This window comes from Deltaproteobacteria bacterium (assembly GCA_016178705.1).
In the GTDB taxonomy this organism is placed as follows: domain Bacteria; phylum Desulfobacterota; class Binatia; order HRBIN30; family JACQVA1; genus JACOST01.
Genome location: JACOST010000014.1, coordinates 268,651 through 290,084 on the forward strand (window position 1 = coordinate 268,651; position 21,434 = coordinate 290,084).

Consider the following 21,434-nt stretch of genomic DNA (forward strand, 5'->3'; position numbering starts at 1 on the left):
TTTCAAGGGGACACCGCTCTCTTGGATGTCGGCCCGCACCCCGCGGCGTGGATGACGAGGTCGATCCCGGTGAGCGACGCCGGCACGCTCGCGCCGCTCAATGGAATGGCGAGACTGTTGAGCGTAGCGCGATCGAGCTGGCGATCGCTCTCATACGTCAGCGTGAACGGCGTGCCGGTGAGCGCCACGCGTTGGCGCACGGCCTGGTTCTGCACCACGAGATCACCGGCGGCAGCGCTCGCTGTCCCGACTACAACTTTTCAGGTTTGACCCCATCTCGATGGATGTGAGTAGGAACGCCCCTGCTCCTCTAGTAGGTCTTGACCTGTGTCGTGGCCGTGTACTCGGTGACTTCTCGCGCGACTTCTTTGGCACGCTCGAACTGACCGCATCGGTGTAAGGCGTTGGCGAAGGCCTTCAGCGTGGTTACGAATTGCTCGCGCTGGAAGTCCCCCCAGCGCGATTGCTCCCCGTGGCGGAAGAGTTCATACGCCTTTGTCAATGCAGTCATGGCCAGATCAGTGCGGTCGGACGCCAGATAGCTCCGACCCAAAATGGAGTAGTGCATTACGTCGTCCTGATAGTATTTCGGGTCCAAACGACATGCCTCCTCCAAGAGTCGCACGGCCTCGTCGCAGTTTCGGTCGTAGAACCGTTTAAGCCCTCTATTCCAAAGAATCTGGGCGCGGACCCTCGCAATGATACCCATCGAAGTCTCTCCGCATCGTCCTAACGCGTCACCGCGAAATCCCTGGGTGTCGCCGCGTCCGGCTAGTGAGACCCGGCAAGGCCGAAGCACGTGGCAATGTCCAGTGCGAGCCGGAAGGGGTTGTGCTTTGCTTGGAACTTCTGAAGGGCGATCCCTAAGCAGGCCCTCAAGAACTCTCCCGGCTCCTCTGGAGGCCCCACCTGGGGAAATGGTTCCTCCGGCACGCCGACAGTCTCGATGAGATCATCGTTGTGGTCCTTGGCCTGGTTCAGAATAGTGATTGCCGTGCCGGTCAGGGCGGTGCCAACGAGCACGTTCTCGAGAGAAATGTTGCCGAGCGTCACAGCGAGTGAATCGGCGACCCTCCCGCCTGGATCGATGGCGTTGACCGCATCGTTCAAGACATAGCCATATAGATTCAGCCCCCGTCCCCGGAACCCAATCAGGTCTTTCGCCGTCCATCGCCCGGTTTGGGCGTCGTAGTCACGCGCACCGAAGCGCACGAGCTTCGTGTCGCTGTCGTATAGACCACCAGCGAAGCCGAAGGGCTGGAACCCAGCGGCCGTGTCAACCAACACGTTGCCGAACTCGTCGTAGTCGACGCGCTGAGCGACGACGCCCGTAGCCGTGTTGACGATGAGCCGTGGTGAGCCGAGCTGGTCGGTGACGATTCGGTAGGTGACGCCGCCATGCACCATGTATTCCGGCACATTGACTTTCGTCCCATATACGAAGCGGTTCACGACATTGCCGCTGCCGTCGAGCTCCGCGACTACGCGCAACTGGCCGTCGTAGAGGAAGCCTTGCACGAGCGTGCCGTTGACCTTCTTGCCGATGCGGCGGTTGGTGCCGTCGATCACGTACTCGATCACGCGACCGTCGGACGGCACGACCTGCTTGAGGTTGCCGAGGACGTCGTATTGGTAGGTTGTGGTGCCGGTGGTGTCGGTCTTCGACTGCAGTTCGCCGTTGGGGGAATACGAGTAGCTCAAAGCTCCAAGTCCCAAGTTGAAAGCCAGCAGGCGGTCCTGATTGTCGTATTGCGCACCGGTGATCGTGCCTTGGGAAGTGAAACCGCCGATGCGATTCGAGTTGCCGTCGTAGTCGTAGTGCGCGGTCGGCGTGGCGTTCGTCGTGACATCGGTGAGGCGGCCGGCTTGATCGTAGCCGTAGGCGAACGTCGTCGTCACGCCGTCGATCGTTTCCGTCTTCGACGCGATGCGACCCAAGTCGTCGCGGGTGTAGGTGACGGCGTACAGCGGTGCGCTGATGAAGGTCGCGCTATAGCTCGTCGCTTCGCCGAAGGTGTTGTAGCCGAGCGTGTCGCTCACGCTGCCGAGCGTGCTGCCTGTGATGAGGCCGTTGGTCGCATCGCGACCGAACGTCATGGCGCCGGCGTTGGTGAGCAGGTCGTCGTTGTCGTAGCTGAAGAGGACGCTGTTGCTCCCGTTCACGCTCTGCGTCGCGACGCGAAAACTGGTGTCGTAGCTGCGCTCGACGCTGCCGGCGATGCCGCCGCTCCAGGTTTCACTCTCGGGCAGCGTGCCGTCGTAGCCGTAGCTCACCGTGCCGCCGTCGGGCGCGATGGCTTGTTGCAAGTTGCCGGTGCCCACGTCGTAGACGTAGGTGAGCTGTCCGCTCGGCAGCCGCAGCTTGGCGAGTTGGTGCGTCAGCGGGTGGTAGTCGAGGTTCACCTGCTGCCCGTCGGGTCGCGTAATGCGCGTGAGGCGCTGATCGCGATCGTACTCATACAGGGTGTTAGGGGTTAGGGGGTTGGGGGTTAGGGGCGGAGGGAGATACGCGGACTGGAGGTTCGTGGTGGTGTAGTCGAATTGATGTGCCGGGCGGGCCGGCGGTGTGATGGAACTCACGTTGCTGTTCGCGTCATAGCTGAAGCTGATCGCGCGCGTGTCGGGCAGCGTCTGCGTCGTCACTCTCCCCGCCGCATCATACGCAAACGTCACCGTGCGTGACAGCGGATCGGTGAGCGACGCGAGATTGCCCGCCGTGTCGTACGCGAGTGTGTTGGTGCGCGTCCCACGCGCCATGCCGTTGATGCGGCCCTGCGTATCGTAGCTGAGTTGGGTTGCGGTGAGGTTGCCCGTCTGCACTTGGATCGGTCGCCCTTCGCCGTCGAGCACCGTGCGGCTGACGCGGCCTTGTGGCGTGGTGTCGGTGATCGTGCGCGTCGCCACGTTGTAGCTGCGCGTGATGGTGCGGCCGTTCACGACGACGGTGTCGGTCTGATTCGTCAGACTCGAGGGGTCCGCTGCGTTGGCCAGCGTCACCGTGCGCCCGCTGGTGAGGTTGGCGGTGAGACCGCCCGGCGTGGTGATGGTCTCGCTCTTGGTGATCGGCGACTGCATGCCGAATCTCGGGTCACCGGCGTCGGCGCTGGCTTGCGTGATGCCGTCGGGTTGCGTCACCTGTGTCGTGCCGTCGATCTTGTTCAGCGTCGTCTGCGCCGTGCCGTCGGGCAGCAGTGTCGTCATCCGCCGATCGCCGGTGCTGAGGAACTCCACCTTGTATCCCGTCGCCACGCCTTCGCCGGTGGTGTGCGTGACTTGATAGCCGTTGGTCAATTCGGCGCGCGCGAGTCCGTCGCTGCCGCCCGCCGGATCGGCTTTCTGGATCAGCCGACCCTGCGCGTCGTAGCCGAACGTCGTCTGGTTGGTGCGCGCGTCGGTGACGCGTTCGAGTAGACCCTTCGCCGAGTACGCAAACGTCGTCGTCTCGTTGTTCGGATTGGTCAGGGTCTGCAAGTAGCCGTTGGCGTCGAGCGTGACGGTTGATCGTTGGCCGTGCGGACTGACGATCGCGATGACATCGCCATCGGCGTCCCGCTCGATTGTTGTAGAATTGTTGTCGCGATCGGTCACCGTGCTCAACCGTCCCGCCGCATCATAGCCGAATTCGTAGAGCCGTACATTCAACAATGCATCGACGGTCCGTAGATGCTTGCCGCGGCTGCTGAAGACGTAGAACTCGCGCCCGTCACGCGGCCGAGGGCTATTAGACACCTCCTCCATGTCCACGCCGCGACATACAAGGTGATGAGTACAGGCCCAATGGCCACGATTAGTAGTATGGCCAGACGGCACCACTGCTCAAGAGAGTACTCCCACCCCGGGGGTGGGTCGGAGGCAAGATCCGAAGAGATCACGGAGCGGTACACACACAGGCCAACGACTACCGTGGCGAGATTAACGACAACCAAGGTTGATACCTGAACGAAGCCAGCGCGAAAACGCGAAGACCATCCCTGAACGTGGCGTCCCATTGGCAATTACCGATAACTGCTGATGGCCCACGGGTGACCGGGGATCTGACTCTGCAGTTGAATCTGAATCAGCAAATTCAATCCTGCAGCGACCGCTCCCACACCCAACTTGGTTCCGAGGCCTTCTCCTAGCGTGAGGAGAGCGGAGGTGGCCGCAAACGTTCCGGACAGTGATGCGTCCCCGACGTTGGGTCCTGCGACCGGGCCTTCGAACCATTCTTGAAGGAGTATGCTCCGAACGGTCGCCAGATACGCGGGGGCTATGATGGCAGCGCCGAGGTAGGCGGCCGCCGTACCAACGCCAGGACCTTCGGCCGCAACTACATTCAGAAGCCCGCTTGTGGCACCTCCAGTCACAGCCGTCAGAAGAGCCGCAGCAAATGCTTGCTTGAAGGAGCCGGTGGAGTAGGCGGTACTGATGCCTGACAGCAGGCTGTTGAGCCCCACGGCAACGGTCGTGTCTGACAGCCCAAAGGACATTCCGGAAGGGTCCAAGAAGTTGACCGCGTCATTCCTGACATAGGCGTAGAGGTTGAAGCTTCGGCCCCTGAACTCGATCGGATCCTTGGCGGTCCATCGACCGGTCTGGGCATCGTAGTCCCGCGCACCGAAGCGCACGAGCTTCGTGTCGCGGTCGTAGAGTCCGCCGGCAAATCCAAACGGCTGGAAGCCCGGCGTGGTGTCGGCCGAGACGTTCCCGAATTCGTCGCGGTCGATGTGCTGCGCGATTGTGCCTGTACTCGCATCGAGGACGACGCGCGGTGAACCGAGTTGATCGGTGACGATGCGATACGTTGCGCCGCCGCGGATCATGTACTCTGGCACATTCGTCTTCGTCCCGTAGACGAAGCGACTGACGATCGCGCCGCTACCGTCGAGTTCGGCAACGATGCGCAGTTGACTGTCGTAGAGGAAGCCCTGCGTGAGGATGCCGTTGATCTTCTTGCCGACGCGGCGGTTGCTACCGTCGACCACGTACTCGATCACTCTGCCGTCGGGAAGATCAACGCGACGAAGGTTCCCTAGCACATCGTAGGCGTAGGTCGTCGTACCTGTGGTGTCGGTCTTGGTGAGGAGTTCACCGTTGGCAGTATACGAGTAGGCAGTAGGCAGCGGGCAGTTGGCAGTGAGGAGTCGATCTTGGTCGTCGTACGTCGAGGTGAGACTCGCGCATTGCGTACTGAAGCCACCGATGCGGTTGCTGTTGGCGTCGTAGTCGTAGTGGGCGGTCGGCGTGGCGTTGGTGGCGACATCGATGAGGCGCCCCGCCGCATCGTAGCCGTATTCGAAGGTGCTTGTGACGCCTTGGATGGTCTCCGTCTTCGCTGCAATACGACCCAAGTCGTCGCGGGTGTAGGTGACGGCGTACAGCGGTGAGCCGCCGAACGTTGCGCTGTAGCTCGTGGCTTCGCCGAAGCTGTTGTAGCCGAGCGTGTCGCTCACGCTGCCGAGTGTGCTGCCGCTGAGTAACCCGTTGGTCGCATCGCGACCGAATGTCATCGCACCCGCGTTGGTGAGTAGATCGTCGTTGTCGTAGCTGAAGAGGACGCTGTTGCTTCCGTTCACGCTCTGCGTGCTGACGCGGAAACTGCTGTCGTAGTTGCGCTCGACGCTGCCGCTGACTGTCCCCGCCCAGTCTTCACTCACCGGCAGTGAGCCGTCGTAGAGGTAGCTCACCGTGCCACCGTCGGGCGCGATCGCTTGCTGCAAGGTGCCGGTGCCCACGTCGTAAACGTAGGTGAGCTGTCCGCTCGGCAGCCGGAGCTTGGCGAGTTGGTGCGTCAGCGGGTGGTAGTCGAGGTTGACCTGCTGCCCATCGGGGCGCGTGATGCGGGTGAGGCGCTGATCGCGATCGTACTCATACAGGGTGTTGGGGGTTAGGGGGTTGGGGGTTAGGGGCGGAGGGAGATACGCGGACTGGAGGTTCGTGGTGGTGTAGTCGAATTGATGTGCGGGTCGCCCTGGCGGCGTGATGGAACTCACGTTGCCGTCGGCGTCGTAACCGAAGCCGATGATGCGCGTGTCGGGGAGCGTCTGCGTTGCCACGCGGCCGGCGTCGTCGTACGCAAACGCCACTGTGCGCGACAACGGGTCGGTGATTGAAGCGAGGTTGCCCGCAGTGTCGTACGCGAGCGTGTTGGTGCGCACGCCGCGCGCCATGCCGTTGATGCGGCCTTGCGTATCGTAGGCGAGTTGCACCGGTGTGAGGTTGCCTGTCTGCACTTGCACGGGCCGCCCTTCGCCGTCGAGGACGGTGCGACTGACTCGACCTTGCGGCGTGGTGTCGGTGATCGTGCGCGTCGCCGCGTTGTAGCTGCGCGTGATCGTGCGGCCGTTCACGACGACCGTGTCGGTCTGATTCGTCAGACTCGATGGATCGGCCGCGTTGGCCAGCGTCACCGTGCGCCCGCTGGTGAGGTTGGCGGTGAGACCACCCGGCGTGGTGATGGTCTCGCTCTTGGTGATGGGGCTCTGCATGCCGAATCTCGGGTCACCGGCGTCGGCGCTGGCTTGCGAGATGCCGTCGGGTTGCGTCACTTGTGTCGTGCCGTCGATCTTGTTCAGCGTCGTCTGCGCCGTACCGTCGGGCAGCAGCGTCGTCATCCGCCGATCGCCGGTGTTGAGGAACTCCACCTTGTAACCCATCGCCACGCCTTCGCCGGTGGTGTGCGTCACTTGGTACCCATTGCTGAGTTCCGTGCGCGCGAGTCCGTCGCTGCCGCCCGCCGGGTCGGCCTTCTGGATCAACCGACCCGTCGCATCGTACGTGAAGTTGGTCGCGTTGTCCCGCGCGTCGGTCACGCTTTCGAGCAGTCCCTTCGTCGAGTACGCGAAGCCGGTCGTCTCGTTGTTGGGGTTGGTGAGGCTCGCTAGATACCCGTTGCTATCCAGCGTCACGGTGCTGCGCTGGCCGTACGGGCTCACGACCGCCGTGATCGCACCGCCGCTGTCGCGTTCGATAGTCGTGAGAGTGTTGTCGCGATCGGTCACCGTGCTCAACCGTCCCGCCGCATCATAGCCGAATTCGTAGAGCCGTACATTCAACAATGCATCGACGGTCCGTAGATGCTTGCCGCGGCTGCTGAAGACGTAGAACTCGCGCCCGTCACGCGGCGCCGCCGGTGCCGGCCCGAGATCGCCCAACGTGCTGCCGCCGCCGGCGACCGCCGTGATGATCCCGTCCGTGCTGAGCACGCGCACCTTGTTCGCATTGCTGTCGACGATGACCAAGCGCCCGTCGGGAGTGAGCGCCAACCCGCGCGGGGCAATGAACTGCGCCTGCAGCGCGCTGAGTCCATCACCGCTGTCGCCCTGGTTGCCGGTGCCCGCCACCGTGTACACCTTGCCGTCGGGCGCAATGCGCCGCACCTGCTGAAAGCCACTGGCCACATACAGCGTGCCGTCGGCCGCCGCCACCACGTCCATGTCGGGGTTGAAGAAGGTCGACTGCGCCGCCGGGATGCCGTCGCTGCCGTTCCCGCCGCCGCCGGCGATGGTGCGGATGATCCCGTCGGCACCGATCACTCGCACTCGGCTGCTGTCGGCCAGGTAGATCGTCCCATCGGCGGTAACCGCGATCCCCGACGGGCCGCGCAGTCGCGCCAGCGTCGCCGGTCCGCCATCGCCGCACTGCGTCCCGCTCTCGTTGCGGCCGCACACCTGCGTGCGGTCGTTGCTGCCCGCCACGCGCGTCACCACGCTGGTGATCAGATCGATGCGGCGCACGCGAAACTCGCCGGTGAGATACAGCGCGTGATCCGGCCCCAGCGCCAGCCCCTCGGGGTTGTTGAGGCCGTTCACACTGCCGAGGTCGACGCGCAGCGCCAACGGCGCCTGCCCGGTGGTCGGATCGATGTCGCCCGCCACTGGTCCGCCGCCCGCCACCGTCCACATCCGCCCATCGGGACTGATGCGGAACACTCGGTTGAGCGACGCGTCGAGGAAGTACACCGTGCCGTCGGCCGCCACCGTGATTCCACGCGGATCACTCAGCCGTACGCTGGTGGCCGCATCGCCTTCGTGCGCGAGGCCCTCTCCGACGTTGATCGGGCCGCCGGCGACGGTGCTGATCACCGCATCGACTTGCTCGCGCGTCTGCTGCGTGCCGTCACCGCCACTCATCGCCCCGCTGACCGGATCGTAGCTGCGCTGCACATCGAGGCTCCAGCCGCCCAGCCCTTCTTCCTTCGCGTCCCAGCCGCCGAGCAGGCCGTCGAAGCGCCGCGCGCTGATGATCCCGCCGCGCGGGGTGATCACTCCGCTGAGCGGCACCCCCGAGATCTGCGCGAACGCCTGCCGATCGATCGCCGGGGCTTGATACACGCGCGGGTAGACGAACTGCACGTCGACGCTGACCGGCTGCCGGCCTTGCACCAACCGCCCGTAGGCATCGCGCCCGTCCCAGGTAAACGTGGTCGACTGATTCGGCGCCGGCGGGAAGCTCTGGCGGAACTCGCGCCCGGCGACGTGGATGACGAGGTCAATCCCGGTGAGCGACGCCGGCACGCTCGCGCCACTCAACGGAATCGCGAGACTGTTGAGCGTGGTGCGATCGAGTTGGCGATCACTTTCATACGTCAGCGTGAACGGCATGCCGGTGAGCGCCACACGTTGCCGCAGCGCCTGATTCTGCACCACCAGATCGCCCGCACTATCCGCATCGTCGAGATGCGTGCGCTCGTCGACACCGCTGGGCAGCGGCACATTCGGCGGCCCGGCGTCGAGCGGCGCGCCGCCCGGCCAGTTGCAATCCCAGCGCGAGAAGTAGGTTAGCGCCACGCGCCAGAAACTTTGCCCGGCCCCAAAGCGCAGCGCCACTTGCTGGCGCTCGCTGAGCGTGATGCCGAAGCTCGCCAGGGTCGCGTCATCGTCGGCGATGCCGTCGCCGGTGACGTCGAGTTGCGCCACGCCGCCGCTGACGCTGATCACGCGCAGCACGCGGCCGTTGTCGGCCGGCAGCCACGCGGCTTGCGTGCGATCGTAGCTTCCCACCGGCACGTCCATCCCCACCGGGAAGCCGAGGAAGTTGTCGATGTAGACGGGCAGCGGCTGACTCAACTGCACACGCGCGGCGCCGGTGGCGAACGCTTCGTCGGCGCTCAGCTCGAAGGCGTAGGTGTACGCACTGCTGGGCGGCAGCGCGGCCGGCATTGCTTGCGGACCGGTGACGCCGACGGTGTATTCCGTCAGCCGGACATTCAAGCTGGTCGCCGCACTCGTGCTGCCGTTGGCGAACACCAGCGCGGCCGTGGTGCCGGCGGGTACCAAGGCCACCGCTTGCCGCGTGCCGGCGGCGTCGCTCACCATGCTGCCGGCCGCCACTTGCGGCGGCGCGTCGGTGGTGAGCTGCACCGCCGTCACTTGCAGATCGGGCGCAATCAGCGCCACCGCCGGCGCGAAGCTGAACGCTTGTTGCGCCGGCTCGATGGAACGCTGCGCCGCCAGCGTGCCCGCCTTGCTGTATTCGAGGACGAGTGCGGCGCCGCCGTTGACGGCGAGATCGAAGGCGCCGTCGAGGCGACTGTAGGTGACGCCGTACTCCGGATGATTGAGGACGCTGACCTGCACGCCCGTCAGCGGCGCGCCGTTGCGATCGATCACGGCTCCGCGGATCACTGCGGCTTGCGCCGCGACGATCGTACCGGGGGCGACGCCGGACTGAATCGCCAGCGGCCCGGTGTAGAGGAACGTGGTGGCATCGAACGCCGTCGTCGCCACGCTGCGATCAATTGCCGGTGCCACCAGACTCGGGTCCGGTGGCAGCACCGCCACCACCGTTGGCGCGCCGTTGTTGATGCTGAACGTGAGGCGATCGTCGATCTGCGCCACGATCGCCATACTGAAGCTGCCGTCGGCGTTGGCGATCACCACGACGGTGTCGCCCGTGCGTTGGTTGGTGATCGCAATCTGCGCGTTGGGTGGCGCTCCGCCGGCACTGCCGGTGACCGGCACTTGACCACTGGTGGCGGGCCAGGCCGTGACCTGCCCAGGATCGAGGATGCCGGGCGCCGCGGTCGGCGTCGGCACCATCGTGCGCGTCAGCGTGGGCGTCGGCGTCTGCGTGGCGGTCGCGGTGAGGGTGCGGGTGAGCGTCGCGGTCGGCGTGCGAGTGAGCGTCGGTGTGCGGGTCGGACCGCAGCCCTCCAGGCCGCTCTGGTAGTGCGCGGCGATGGCCTGGTCCGACAACGCGCTCGGGTAGTAGCCGCCTCGTCGGCGGCGAACTGTGCGCTGCTCGTCGGTCGCGACCCGACGTTGCCGTCGCTGCAGCCGAAGAGCTGCGCGTTGCCGGCGCCGCCTTCAGGTACGCCGGTGGTGGCATCGCTGGCGCCCGGCTGGCCGTCGACGAAAATCGCCAGCCCAATCCCACCGGGCGCGCCGTCGTAGCGACACACCAAGTGATGCCACGCGCCGTCGTTCGCATTCGGGAAGGTGGCGTGGTGGTTGCTGCCGGCGAGGTTCACGTAGCAGCTCGCGTCACCCGCGTTCGGATAGTTGGCGAGCAGCAGGAACTGGTGACCAAACGGCTGCCAGCGGTTGAACAGCGGCCGCTGGCTATCGGGCGCCGTCCATTGATACCACCCTTCCCACGTCATGCGGGAGTTGGCGCCCACGTTGGCGAAGCCGCCAGTGCTTGCGATAGTGACGTAGCCGCCGCTCGAGCGCACCGTCGTGTCGCTGTCCGCGCCGAGCGCGCCCGTCAATCCAAAGGTGAGACTCGTGGTGCTGTTGTAGACGCCGTTCTGGTGGTTCGCTGCGTCAATCGCGACGGTCCCGCTGCTCTCGCCGAGGCGATAGTACAGCGTGGCCCCGTCGGCGAGGATGCGATCGCGATACGCGCACAGCGGCGGTGTTGCAGTTGGCGTCGGCGTAGCGGTGGGCGAGGCGGTCGGAATCGGCAGCGGCGTGAACGTGCGCGTTGGCGTATCGGTGACCGTCGCCGTGCTGGTCGGGGTGATCGTCGGCGTGTCGGTTGCAGTCGGCACACTCGTCGGGCTTGGGGTCTCGGTGGCGCTAGCGGTGGGACTTGCACTAGCCGTATCGGTTGCGATGGGCGTCGGCGTGTGAGTGTGCGTCGGCGTGCCCGTGTCGGTCGCAGTCGCCGTGACGGTGTGAGTCGAAGTCTCGGTGAGCGTCGGCGTCTCGGTGTGCGTAGGTGTGTCGGTCACGGTCGGCGTCGGCGTGTGCGTCAACGTCGGCGTCTCGGTCGCGGTGTCAGTTAGGGTAGCCGTTGCTGTGCTGGTCGACGTCGGAGTTTCCGTCGGTGTGTCGCTGGGAGTCGCGGTGCCAGTCTCGGTCGGAGTCGACGTTGGTGTCGCGCTCGGCGTCTCGGTGTGCGTCGGCGTATGCGTCAACGTCGGCGTGTCGGTCGCGGTCTCCGATGGCGTGGTTGTGGGCGTGTCAGTCGCGGTTGGCGTCGATGTGGGCGTCGCGCTCGCTGTGTCTGTCGGTGACGGCGTGGCGCTGGCGGTCGGCGTTGCTGTCGCCGTGGGCGTGTCGCTCGGGCTTGCGGTCAGCGTCGACGACGGCGTTACGGTGAGCGTCTGAGTGAGCGTGACCGTCGCTGTGGGTGTGTTGCTCGGGCTCGCGGTTACCGTCGATGAACGCGTTGCGGTTAGCGTGCTGGTCGCCGTTTGCGTAACCGTTTGGGTCGGTGTGTGCGTCAGCGTTGCGGTCGCTACTGTGGTGGACGTGAGCGTGGCGATTGCGGTTGGAGTTGCCCCGACCGGCAGCGTGCCGGCCGCGAGGCCGATCTTGGCGGAGCCCTCGGAGCCGTTGGTGTTCTGAATGCGCACGCCGAACACCCACCCTTGATTTGCCGCTCCGGTGAGTTGGGTGACGCTGAGCCCTGGTGCACTCAAACGGTAGTGCGCCGCCAGTACGGCGCCTTGCGCACATCCGTTTTCGCCGAAGCGCACGCCCCAGTCCCAATTTCGCACCGGCGTCATGACGTTGCCCGCGCCGACCTTCCACACCTGATTGGCGGCGAACTGCCACTGCGTGACATTGCCCGAAATATCGGTGAGCGACATCTGCGCGACCAGGCTTTGCGTGAGGACATTGCCAAACATCCCGAGCAGGTCGCCGGTGCCAGCCGCAATCGAGACAGTGATGTCGACCGTGTTGGCGGCGCTGTCGGTGAGCGTCAGGCTGACCGGCACACTGTCGCCGGCAATCGGCGTACTGAATTGATAGGTGACCGCACCGGCCGACCCCGCGGTAGCGAGCACGGCCACTAGACCGAGCAACGCCGCTCTCCCGGTCCGACCCATCCCGTTCATTGGCCGACCACCCGCTTTCCGAATCCGTTGAATCCGTTCAATCCGTTGTGAACGTTCTGTCGCCACGCTCACAACTCCACGTCGGCGGCGTCGCAGCGAGCGTCGGTGCGCGGCCCGTAGATGCCGGTGGTGGCGTCGACATCTTGGTATCCGATGGTGACCCCGGTTGCGCAGACCGTGCGCGATTCGCCGAGCGCGAGCGAACCTTCGAACAGTACCGTGCCGCAGGCGCCGGCAGCATCAGGTTCGCACACCCGTACGACCGGGGTTGGCGTCTCGGGATCGATGCGGATGATCCGGCAGCAGCCGGCCTCCACCGCGCGCGCCGCAAACAGCAAACTGAACCCTACGAAAAAGTGCGAAAGCAACCTTGCGCGAAGCCCCGTACGTTCCACGTTCCCCTCCTGAATAAACAGCGGCGGGACGTGTAAAGGACTATCAGGACTCTGCCAAGTCGAGCGACGCACATTATTTCACTCGCAGCTACCTACTAAACGCACGCGTTGATTCATGTGATCGCCAGCGCCTGAGTTCAAGTACGGATGCGGCTGTGTGTGCAGCCACGTAGCCGTGTCGACACCGACCGTCACAGCACACTACACAGCATCGACGCGCGAGACGCCGGAGCGTAGAGTAAGGTTGCCTCAAAAGGACGACGGACAAATTCAAAGACTATCGCCTGTGGACGTTGCTTCTGAGCTCACGAAGAAGTGTTCTGTGAGTACAGCGACAACGCGTACCCCGCAACTGCGGGTTTTCAAGATATCGCGGTCATCTTGGCCGTGGGCACAACCTGGAAGCCTGTACTGCGTCACTAGCGCCGAAACCTTGTATCCGGTCGGTACGCTTTCGCGGGTGGTGTACGTGCCCCTCAAGGGGCAGCCGAGACGGCGACATCGCAAGGAGAGCGAGCCGCAATTGCGCTGACCTGTGGCGCAGGCGTCCCGCCTGCAGCAGCGGCGCTGGAGGTTCGTGGGGCAGGACCTCGAAGGGCGGCCGAAACGTTTTCCAGCAGCTGGCCAAACACGCTAGAGGTTACGAGAGACCTCACGCATGTCGGACCACAGTGGAACGCTCGCCCCGCGCGGCGTGGAACACGTCGAGGCCACACTCCCGCTCTCACTGCTGTGCGCGGTGTTCGTGCTCTCGGGTTTTGCCGCGCTGACCTATCAGGTCGTGTGGCAACGGAGTTTGTGCGCCATCTACGGTGTCGACATTCAATCCACCACGATCGTCGTCACCGCCTTCATGCTCGGGCTCGGGCTAGGTAGCTTGGCCGGCGGCGCGCTGTCGACAAGTCCGCGGCGACAGCCGGTGGTGTGGTTCGGGATGATCGAGATCGCAATCGGAATCTTTGGGCTCTGCTCACTGCCGCTGTTTCGCTGGATCGGAGGTTTCACCGCAGGCGCGTCGCGACCCGCAACCTTCGCCGCCAGCTTCCTGCTGCTACTCATCCCGACCGCTCTCATGGGCGCGACGCTGCCGTTGCTGACCACACACGCGGTGCGTCGCCTGCGCAATGTCGGGCGCTCGGTGGGCATGCTCTACTTCGTTAACACGCTGGGCTCAGCGATGGCGTCGTTCGTTACAGCCGTCTATCTCCTTGGACAGTTCGGTCAGAGTGGGACAGTAGTCATCGCCGCAGCGACCAACGCGCTCGTCGGCGGCAGCGTGCTGCTCGCGTATCTCGTCGCGCGGAGGGCGTCGTGAGCTTCGCGCTAGCGTTGGCCACCGCCGCACTCAGCGGCTACGTCGCGCTGTCGTGGGAGATTCTGTGGTTTCGCGTCTACGGCTTCGTCACCGGCGGCAGCGCGCCCAGCTTCGGCGTCGTGCTCGCCTTCTATCTGCTCGGCCTCGCCGTCGGATCGTTAGCCGTCAGCGTCTACTGCACCGAGCGAACCGGGCGCACCGATTCAGCGCAACTGCGCGTGCCGGCGTTGCTGATACTGTTCGCCAACGCACTGGGGTTTTTGCTCGTGCCGTTCATCGCATGGACGGTTCAACGCGGGCCCTTCGTCTGGACGCTTCCCGCAGTGGCCATCGTTGCCGGATTGCTCGGCACCGTGCTGCCGCTCGTCAGTCACTTTGGGATCCGGCCGACCGATCGCGTCGGACAGCGGCTGTCCTACATCTACCTCGCCAACATTGTCGGCTCGGCCAGCGGCTCGCTGCTCACCGGCTTCGTTCTACTCGATCGTTTGTCGCTCGCGCACGCGTCGCTGATGATCGCGCTCGTCGGCGTCGGCTCGGCTGGGTTGCTGTTGCTTGCGGCGCGTCTCAACGTGCGCTCGGCGGTACGGTGGAGTCTGGCGATCGCAGGTGTCGGTGTGACGCTGGTTGGCGCGGCGCCGGCGCTGTTCGACCAGCTCTATGAGAAACTCTTGTTCAAGACGCGCTACGCTCCCAATGCCCATCTCGCGCAGGTGGCGGAGAATCGCAGCGGGGTCATCACCGTGGCGGAGAACGGCACCGTCTTCGGCGGCGGTGTGTACGATGGCGGGTTCAACACGGATCTGGTGACGCACGATCGCAACCTGATCATTCGGGCGTACGCATTGGCCGCCCTGCACTCGGCCCCGCGCGAGGTGCTGATGATCGGCCTCGGCACTGGATCGTGGGCGCAAGTCGTCGCCAACAATCCGCGCGTCGAGCGGCTCACCGTCGTCGAGATCAACCCCGGGTACGTCAACTTGATCCGTGATCATGCGGAGGTAAGCAGCCTGCTGGCGAACCCGAAGGTCGACATCGTCATCGACGACGGCCGGCGCTGGCTGATGGCGCATCCGGAGCGGCACTTCGATGCGGTGGTGTTCAACATGACCTACCACTGGCGCGCGCATGCGACCGAGCTGCTCTCAGTGGAGTTCCTGCAACTGGTGCGCACGCACCTCAAGGCGGGTGGCCTCTTCTACTACAACACGACCGGCTCGCCGCAGGTGCAGAAGACAGCCTGCGCGACGTTTCCGAATGGCTTCCGCATCGTCAACTTCATGGCCGTCAGCGATGCGCCTCTGCAGATCGATCGCGAACGTTGGCAGGCCGCGCTGACGGAGTACGCGATCGACGGCATGCCGGTGTTCGACCTCACCCGCGCGGCGGATGCCGAGCGCATGCAGCAGGTGCTTCAGCTCGAAGATCCCGATCGCAGCGATGACAGCTGGTTCGAGAGCTGCGCGGATATCCTCGCCCGCACACAAGCGCTGCCACTGGTCACCGATGACAACATGGTCGTCGAGTACACCCGCGAGTGGTGGCAAGTGCCATAAGAGACAGGGCAGTAGGAAGATCTCACAGCGCGGCGCGCAGGCGCGCCATCACGTCGGGGCGCGCCCGCACTCGCAGCCGCGTGCCGTCCTGATCGTAAGCCTCGGCAAGCACGCGGCAGCTCGCGTGGATGTCGCTCACCACGCGCTGCCGCGCGTAGGGAACCAGGATTTCGTCTTCGACCATCTCGCGTTCGAAGAACTCGACAATGCGCTCGCGCAGCCCGGCGACATCGGCGGGCGACTTCGCTGACAGCAGCAGCGCCTGCGGATACGCCTGCGCCAACGCGGCGCGCCGCTCTTCCTCCAGCTTGTCGATCTTGTTGAGCACCAGCAGACGCGGCGCATCGGCGGCCTCGATCTCGGCCAACACTTGTGCGGTCACTTCGATCTGAGCCGGGAAAGCCGGGTCGGCGGCGTCGACCACCTGGATCAGTAGCGCCGCCTCGCGCGCCTCGTCCAGCGTCGACCGGAACGACGCGACCAGGTCGTGCGGCAGCTTCTTGATGAACCCGACCGTGTCGCTGACCAAGATGCGCGGCTTGGTCTCCGGCTGCAGCGCGCGCACGGTGGTGTCGAGGGTCGCGAACAGTTGATCAGCGACGAGCAGATCGCTCCTGGTGAGCGCACGCATCAAGGACGACTTGCCGGCGTTGGTGTAGCCGACGATAGCGACCGTCGGTTGCGCCGCGCGGCGGCGGCGACGCGTGGCCGCGTCTTTCTCGATGGCGGCGAGTTCGCGGCGCAGCTCGGCGATGCGATCACGCACCTTGCGGCGGTCGAGTTCGAGATGCGACTCACCCGCGCCCTTGGCGCCGATGCCGCCGCCCTGCCGGTCCTTGCCGCCGCCACTCTCGCGCAGCCGCGGTGCCATGTAAGCCAAGCGCGCGATCTCCACCTGCAACACCGCCTCGCGGCTGCGGGCGTGGCGCTGGAAGATGGCGAGAATCACGGCCGTGCGATCGAGCACCTCGGCGCCTGTGGCGCGTTCGAGATTGCGCGCTTGCGACGGCGCGATGTCGTGGTCGATGAGCACGACACTCGCGAGCTGCTCAGCCGACGGTGCGTCGTTCGCTTCGTCTACTTCATCCGCGTCATCGACGTCCGCGGACTCGGGCTCAGCGGTGCGCGCGCGATGCGCAGGAACGCCTGAGGGCACGACACCGCTGCCGCCGGTGAGGCGCGCCAGCTCCTTGAGCTTCCCTTCGCCAACGACAGCCGCCGTGGCTAGCGACGAGCGCTTCTGAGTGACGCGAGCGATCACCGCGAGCCCGAGCGTCTTTGCCAGGCGCCCCAGTTCGGCCAGCGAGGAAGCGTGCTCGGCGTCGCTCACCCCGGGCAACTGCACTGCGACGAGGACGGCACGCTGTGGTGCGTTCTGCGGCATGCACGAGAGCATGGACGCGCTCGCCGCGAGTTGCAACCGCGGCGGGGGCGGTGGCGCCGACGATCGTGTACCGCAGCAACGGCCGCGACGATCGCGGGATCTCTCGATGGAGATCGAGGCGGCGCGCGCTGTCAATCATCCGCACCTCGAGTTCTCATTTTGGTGCGCTCCCGCTTCGGCGTTCGAGTTGGTTGCGGCGTCCGCGTCACGCGCGGTTGGCGCGTCGGTGTCGCGGTCAGTGATGGCGTGTTGGTTGGCGCGGTCGTCGCGGTCTCGGTTGGAGCCAACGTTGGGGTATCAGTCGGCACCGGCGTGCTGGTTGCGGTAGCGGTCGGCATCGGTGTGTTCGTCGGCGTCTCGGTCGGCAGCGGCGTGTTCGTCGCGGTGTCGGTTGGCATCGGCGTATTGGTTGGCGTGTCGGTCGGTACTTCAACCGGCGTGTCGGTTGGCGTCGGGTCAGCGACGGGCGCGAGATTGATCGCGGCCATTTGGGCGCCGATGTAGTTGCCGAGGTCCGCCGCATCCGGGGTCACGTCGCTGACCGGTCGCGCTTCGTGAGTTTCGGCGTCGTACACGCCGATGTACTGGTAGATCTCGTAACGGCGAGTGACCGACTCGTTGCCGTCACCGATCTGCGCCTGGTTCTCCAACTGGGCGACCTTCCCCGTGCTCGATTGCAAGAGCGACCACTCCACTTCGGTCTCGCTCTGATCTTGCGGCACAGCGGGATCGTCGGTGACCAGATGATTGAGCTCGGCGGCGTTCGGCGATTCAGTTTTGAAGACTTTGACCCACAGCGCATCGCCGAATTCGCGTCCTGGCGCCGGCGGATCGGGTTGGATGACCGCGACCACCACCGGATTTACTTGATCCACCGCCCCGGGAGGGGGAGGCAGCACGTTCCAGATCGGCGCCGGAATGCTCACCTTGGTACCCGAGGGTTGCAGCGCGCCCGGGGTGGACGGATCGGCGATCAACCAGCGATAGATCGTAGCGGTGGGATTCAAGTTGAGTTGCAACCCGAAGTGCTCGCAGCCGCTGGTCAGGTAGTCCGCCGACCCGCCATTCCAGCACGCGTGACCATCCGTTGGCGCGATCACACTCGGCGCCATCGGGGTGGTCTGGGTGAACGTCTGCGTAGCCGGATCGTACGCGCTCTCGTAACGCACGTAGACGCCGCCGGCAAAATCCACCAGCTTGGGATTGCCATAGCGTTCGTAGGGGTCGCCGAACGTGTACGCGACGTCCGGACTCGACACCCCATCAAGTTCGATCTCGAAGCCGTGGCACTCGCCGCCCGTATCATTGAAGACGTCGAAGTTGCTCAACGTTCCAAACGTAATCTGCGCGGATGCGGGACGGATTGAGTGTAACGATCCGAACGGGGCGAAGAGCACACCGAGCAATACCCAGGTCAGCCTCCAAGGTCGCGTGCTGCACCGAACGTCCATCGTGTCTCCTCCGTTGGTTGTCTGCATGGTCTCTTCCCTCCTTGGTCGCGATGCTGGCGTATCCGCCTTTGGCTCAACCGAGGACGCGCATCATGAGCGCGCAGTCTCGCAACCGTCATGCCGCAGTCTGCGGCGCGCAAATCGAAGCAGTGCGCGCGCCGCGCAGCGGATTCCCATGGCATCAACTCGGTGATTTGGCTGCAGCAACCTGCAGCCGCACCGCAAGTCTTTGCAGGGCACGCAGACTGTGCACGCCCCATGTAGGCTTCGCGGAAAAGATCCAAGCCGCGCCAGGGCGCCCACACCTCTCGAGGGCGGAGGGTCCTCCACCCTTCCGCTACGCGTGTAATTTCACTCTTGCTCTGGTAACGACGGTTGCACTATGGTGCGCGCCGTATCGAAAGAACGGGGGAGGTAGTGATGCTTGCCCAGTCCGGAGAACTTCGTCGCACCGGCTTCGCCGCCACCGAACGGCGAGATAAGTGGTGGGCTGCGCCGCTCGGGCAAGGTCTGATGCTCGGGGTGCTGATCACCTACGCCAATTGGGCCGCCTACCAGGGGAGCAACTACCAGATCGGCGGCTACCTCTCGCCGCTGTATTCGCCGCTGATCACCGCTCCGTGGTTCCCGTTTCCACCTTCCTTCATCATTCTGATTCCACCCGTCCTCTTCCGCGCCACTTGCTACTACTACCGCAAGGCGTACTACCGCTCCTACTTGCTCGATCCGCCCGCGTGCGCCGTCTCCGAGTTCCGCGGCGCCGGCTATCGCGGCGAGACCGCTTTCCCGCTGATCCTCCAGAATCTCCACCGCTACCTCTTCTACCTCACCGCCTTTTACTTGATCTTCCTGTGGCACGATGTCGTCAACGCCACGATCTTCGACGGCGCCTTTGGCATCGGTGTCGGCACCGTGGTCATTCTCGCCAATACCACCGCGCTCACGCTGTATAGTTTTTCGTGTCACTCGTTGCGTCACCTCGTCGGGGGCAATCTCGATTGTTTTTCGTCGTGCGCCCTCAATCGCGCGCGGCACCAGGGCTGGAGAGTCGCGAGCCTGCTCAACGAACGGCACATGGTGTTCGCCTGGGCCAGCTTCGTCACGGTCTGCGGCTCGGACCTTTACATCCGCTTGGTGGCGTCGGGCGTGATCAAGGATCTGCGCCTGCTGTAACCAATTGACGGGCGAGTCACCAGATCGCTACCGTCTCAACGACAAGGACTACATGGATCGCTTTGAAACTCATTCGTACGACATCCTGGTCGTCGGCGCCGGCGGTGCCGGGTTGCGCGCCGCCATCGAGGCCGCGACTCAAGGCGCATCGGTGGGACTCCTCTGCAAATCGCTGCTGGGCAAGGCGCACACAGTGATGGCCGAAGGCGGGGTGGCAGCCGCGCTCGCCAACACCGATGCGCGCGACAGCTGGCAGGTCCACTTTCGCGACACCATGCGCGGCGGCAAGCTGCTCAACAATTGGCGCATGGCGCAGTTGCTCGCGCAGGAAGCGCCGGCGCGAGTGAACGAACTCGAGGCCTGGGGCGCGCTGTTTGATCGGACATCGGACGGACGCATCCTGCAACGCAACTTCGGCGGTCATCAGTATCCCCGTTTGGCCCACGTCGGCGACCGCACCGGCCTCGAGATGATCCGCACCTTGCAGGACAAGACCGTCCAGCAGCGCAGCCTCGATGTCTACATGGAATGCACCGTGGCGCGCTTGCTGAAAGACGGCGACCGCATCAGCGGCGCGTTCGCGTATCGGCGCGACACCGGGCGTTTCCTCGTGCTGCGCGCCAAGGCGGTGGTCCTCGCCACCGGTGGCATTGGGCGCACCTACAAGATCAACAGCAATTCGTGGGAGTACACCGGCGACGGTCACGCCTTGGCCTACGGTGCGGGTGCCGATCTGATCGATATGGAGTTCGTGCAGTTTCATCCGACTGGCATGGTGTGGCCACTGAGCGTGCGCGGCATCTTGGTGACCGAAGGCGTGCGCGGCGAGGGTGGCGTGCTCAAGAACTCGAAGGGCGAGCGTTTCATGTTCCGCTACATCCCGGAGATGTTCCGCAAAGACTTCGCCGACACCGAAGAGGAAGCCAACCGCTGGGTGGCCGACGTCATCGCTGGTCGCAAAGCCGAAGTGCGTCGACCGCCGGAACTGCTGACGCGTGATGTGGTAGCACGCGCCATCACTCAGGAGGTTCGGGAGGGCCGCGGCAGCCCGCACGGCGGCGCGTTTCTCGACATCGCGTCGCGGCGCACGCCCGAGGAGATCCGCAAAAAGCTTCCCAGCATGTTCCAGCAATTCCACGAGCTGGCAGACGTGGACATCACGCAGCAAGCGATGGAGGTGGGGCCGACCACGCACTACATGATGGGCGGTATCCGCGTGCACCCCGAGACCCAGGCGGCCACCGTTCCAGGTCTGTTCGCCGCCGGCGAAGTGGCTGGTGGGCTCCACGGCGCCAACCGACTCGGCGGCAACTCGCTCAGCGACCTGCTCGTGTTCGGCCGCCGCGCCGGAGCGAGCGCGGCGGCGTACGCAAAGGCACGAACCGGTGAACCGCAGGTGCGGACCGACCAGGTGGAGGCGATCGCCGCCGAATTGGTGGTTCCCTTCGAGCGCGCCGGCGAGGAGAACCCCTACGCCGTCCAAGAAGCCCTACAAGAAATGATGGGCACGTACGTCGGCATCGCCCGCAGTGAGGATGATCTCAAGCACGCGCTCGCCGAGATCGAGAAGCTGCGCGCGCGCGCTGCACGCGTTCGCGTTCCCGGTCATCGTCAATACAATCCGGGCTGGCACACAACGCTCGATCTAGACAACCTGCTGACCGTGAGCGAAGCGGTGACCCGCGCGGCGATCGAGCGGCGCGAGAGCCGTGGGGCGCATACGCGAGTCGAGTATCCGGAATCCGACAAGCGCTTCGGCGCGGTCAACGTGATCGTGCGCCGGCAAGGCGAGACGATGGCCGTCGTGCAAGAGCCGTTGCCGCAAGTACCGGACGAACTGAAACCAGTGCTGGCCGGCGAGGCGTAAGCGGCGCGGCGGCGGAAAGAAGGAC

11 protein-coding genes are annotated in these 21,434 nt (G+C 64.9%); 4 read left to right on the plus strand and 7 right to left on the minus strand.

Annotation, left to right across the window (positions count from 1 at the left end):
* Positions 1-2 precede the first annotated feature (2 nt).
* From HYR72_09380 to HYR72_09400, 5 genes are all read right to left on the minus strand, one after another.
* Complete coding sequence (locus HYR72_09380) at positions 3-215, minus strand: hypothetical protein (protein ID MBI1815177.1); 213 nt, start codon at positions 213-215, stop codon at positions 3-5.
* A gap of 95 nt (positions 216-310) precedes the next feature.
* Positions 311-511 carry a hypothetical protein gene (locus tag HYR72_09385; protein MBI1815178.1) on the minus strand — a complete coding sequence of 67 codons (201 nt, stop codon included), beginning with the start codon at positions 509-511 and terminating at the stop codon, positions 311-313.
* A gap of 260 nt (positions 512-771) precedes the next feature.
* Entirely contained in the window at positions 772-3,729 is a 2,958-nt protein-coding gene (locus HYR72_09390) for an RHS repeat-associated core domain-containing protein (protein ID MBI1815179.1), read from the minus strand.
* A gap of 266 nt (positions 3,730-3,995) precedes the next feature.
* Positions 3,996-10,175 (minus strand): hypothetical protein, encoded by a 6,180-nt coding sequence (locus tag HYR72_09395; protein ID MBI1815180.1) that lies wholly within the window; start codon positions 10,173-10,175, stop codon positions 3,996-3,998.
* Between the two features lie 2,161 nt (positions 10,176-12,336).
* On the minus strand, positions 12,337-12,663 hold the full coding sequence (locus tag HYR72_09400) for a hypothetical protein (protein MBI1815181.1): 327 nt from the start codon (positions 12,661-12,663) through the stop codon (positions 12,337-12,339).
* Between the two features lie 658 nt (positions 12,664-13,321).
* On the opposite strand from HYR72_09400, the gene HYR72_09405 reads away from it, so the two are divergent.
* Positions 13,322-13,978: a fused MFS/spermidine synthase gene (locus HYR72_09405; protein MBI1815182.1), complete on the plus strand. Its 657-nt coding sequence runs from the start codon at positions 13,322-13,324 to the stop codon at positions 13,976-13,978.
* Entirely contained in the window at positions 13,975-15,534 is a 1,560-nt protein-coding gene (locus HYR72_09410; protein ID MBI1815183.1) for a fused MFS/spermidine synthase, read from the plus strand. Before HYR72_09405 ends, HYR72_09410 begins: the two co-directional genes overlap by 4 nt.
* A gap of 22 nt (positions 15,535-15,556) precedes the next feature.
* On the opposite strand, the gene hflX is transcribed toward HYR72_09410, so the two are convergent.
* Together hflX and HYR72_09420 are read right to left on the minus strand one after the other, a co-directional pair.
* Positions 15,557-16,918, minus strand: a complete 1,362-nt coding sequence (gene hflX / locus HYR72_09415) for a GTPase HflX (protein MBI1815184.1) — start codon at positions 16,916-16,918, stop codon at positions 15,557-15,559.
* Positions 16,919-17,049: 131 nt separating this feature from the next.
* On the minus strand, positions 17,050-18,369 hold the full coding sequence (locus HYR72_09420) for a PEP-CTERM sorting domain-containing protein (protein MBI1815185.1): 1,320 nt from the start codon (positions 18,367-18,369) through the stop codon (positions 17,050-17,052).
* Positions 18,370-18,789: 420 nt separating this feature from the next.
* On the opposite strand from HYR72_09420, the gene HYR72_09425 reads away from it, so the two are divergent.
* Together HYR72_09425 and HYR72_09430 are read left to right on the plus strand one after the other, a co-directional pair.
* Positions 18,790-19,542, plus strand: coding sequence for a succinate dehydrogenase (locus tag HYR72_09425; GenBank protein ID MBI1815186.1), 753 nt, complete (start codon positions 18,790-18,792; stop codon positions 19,540-19,542).
* 52 nt (positions 19,543-19,594) lie between these two features.
* A complete protein-coding gene (locus tag HYR72_09430) occupies positions 19,595-21,409 on the plus strand; it encodes a fumarate reductase/succinate dehydrogenase flavoprotein subunit (GenBank protein ID MBI1815187.1) in 1,815 nt (604 codons plus the stop codon).
* Positions 21,410-21,434 lie beyond the last annotated feature (25 nt).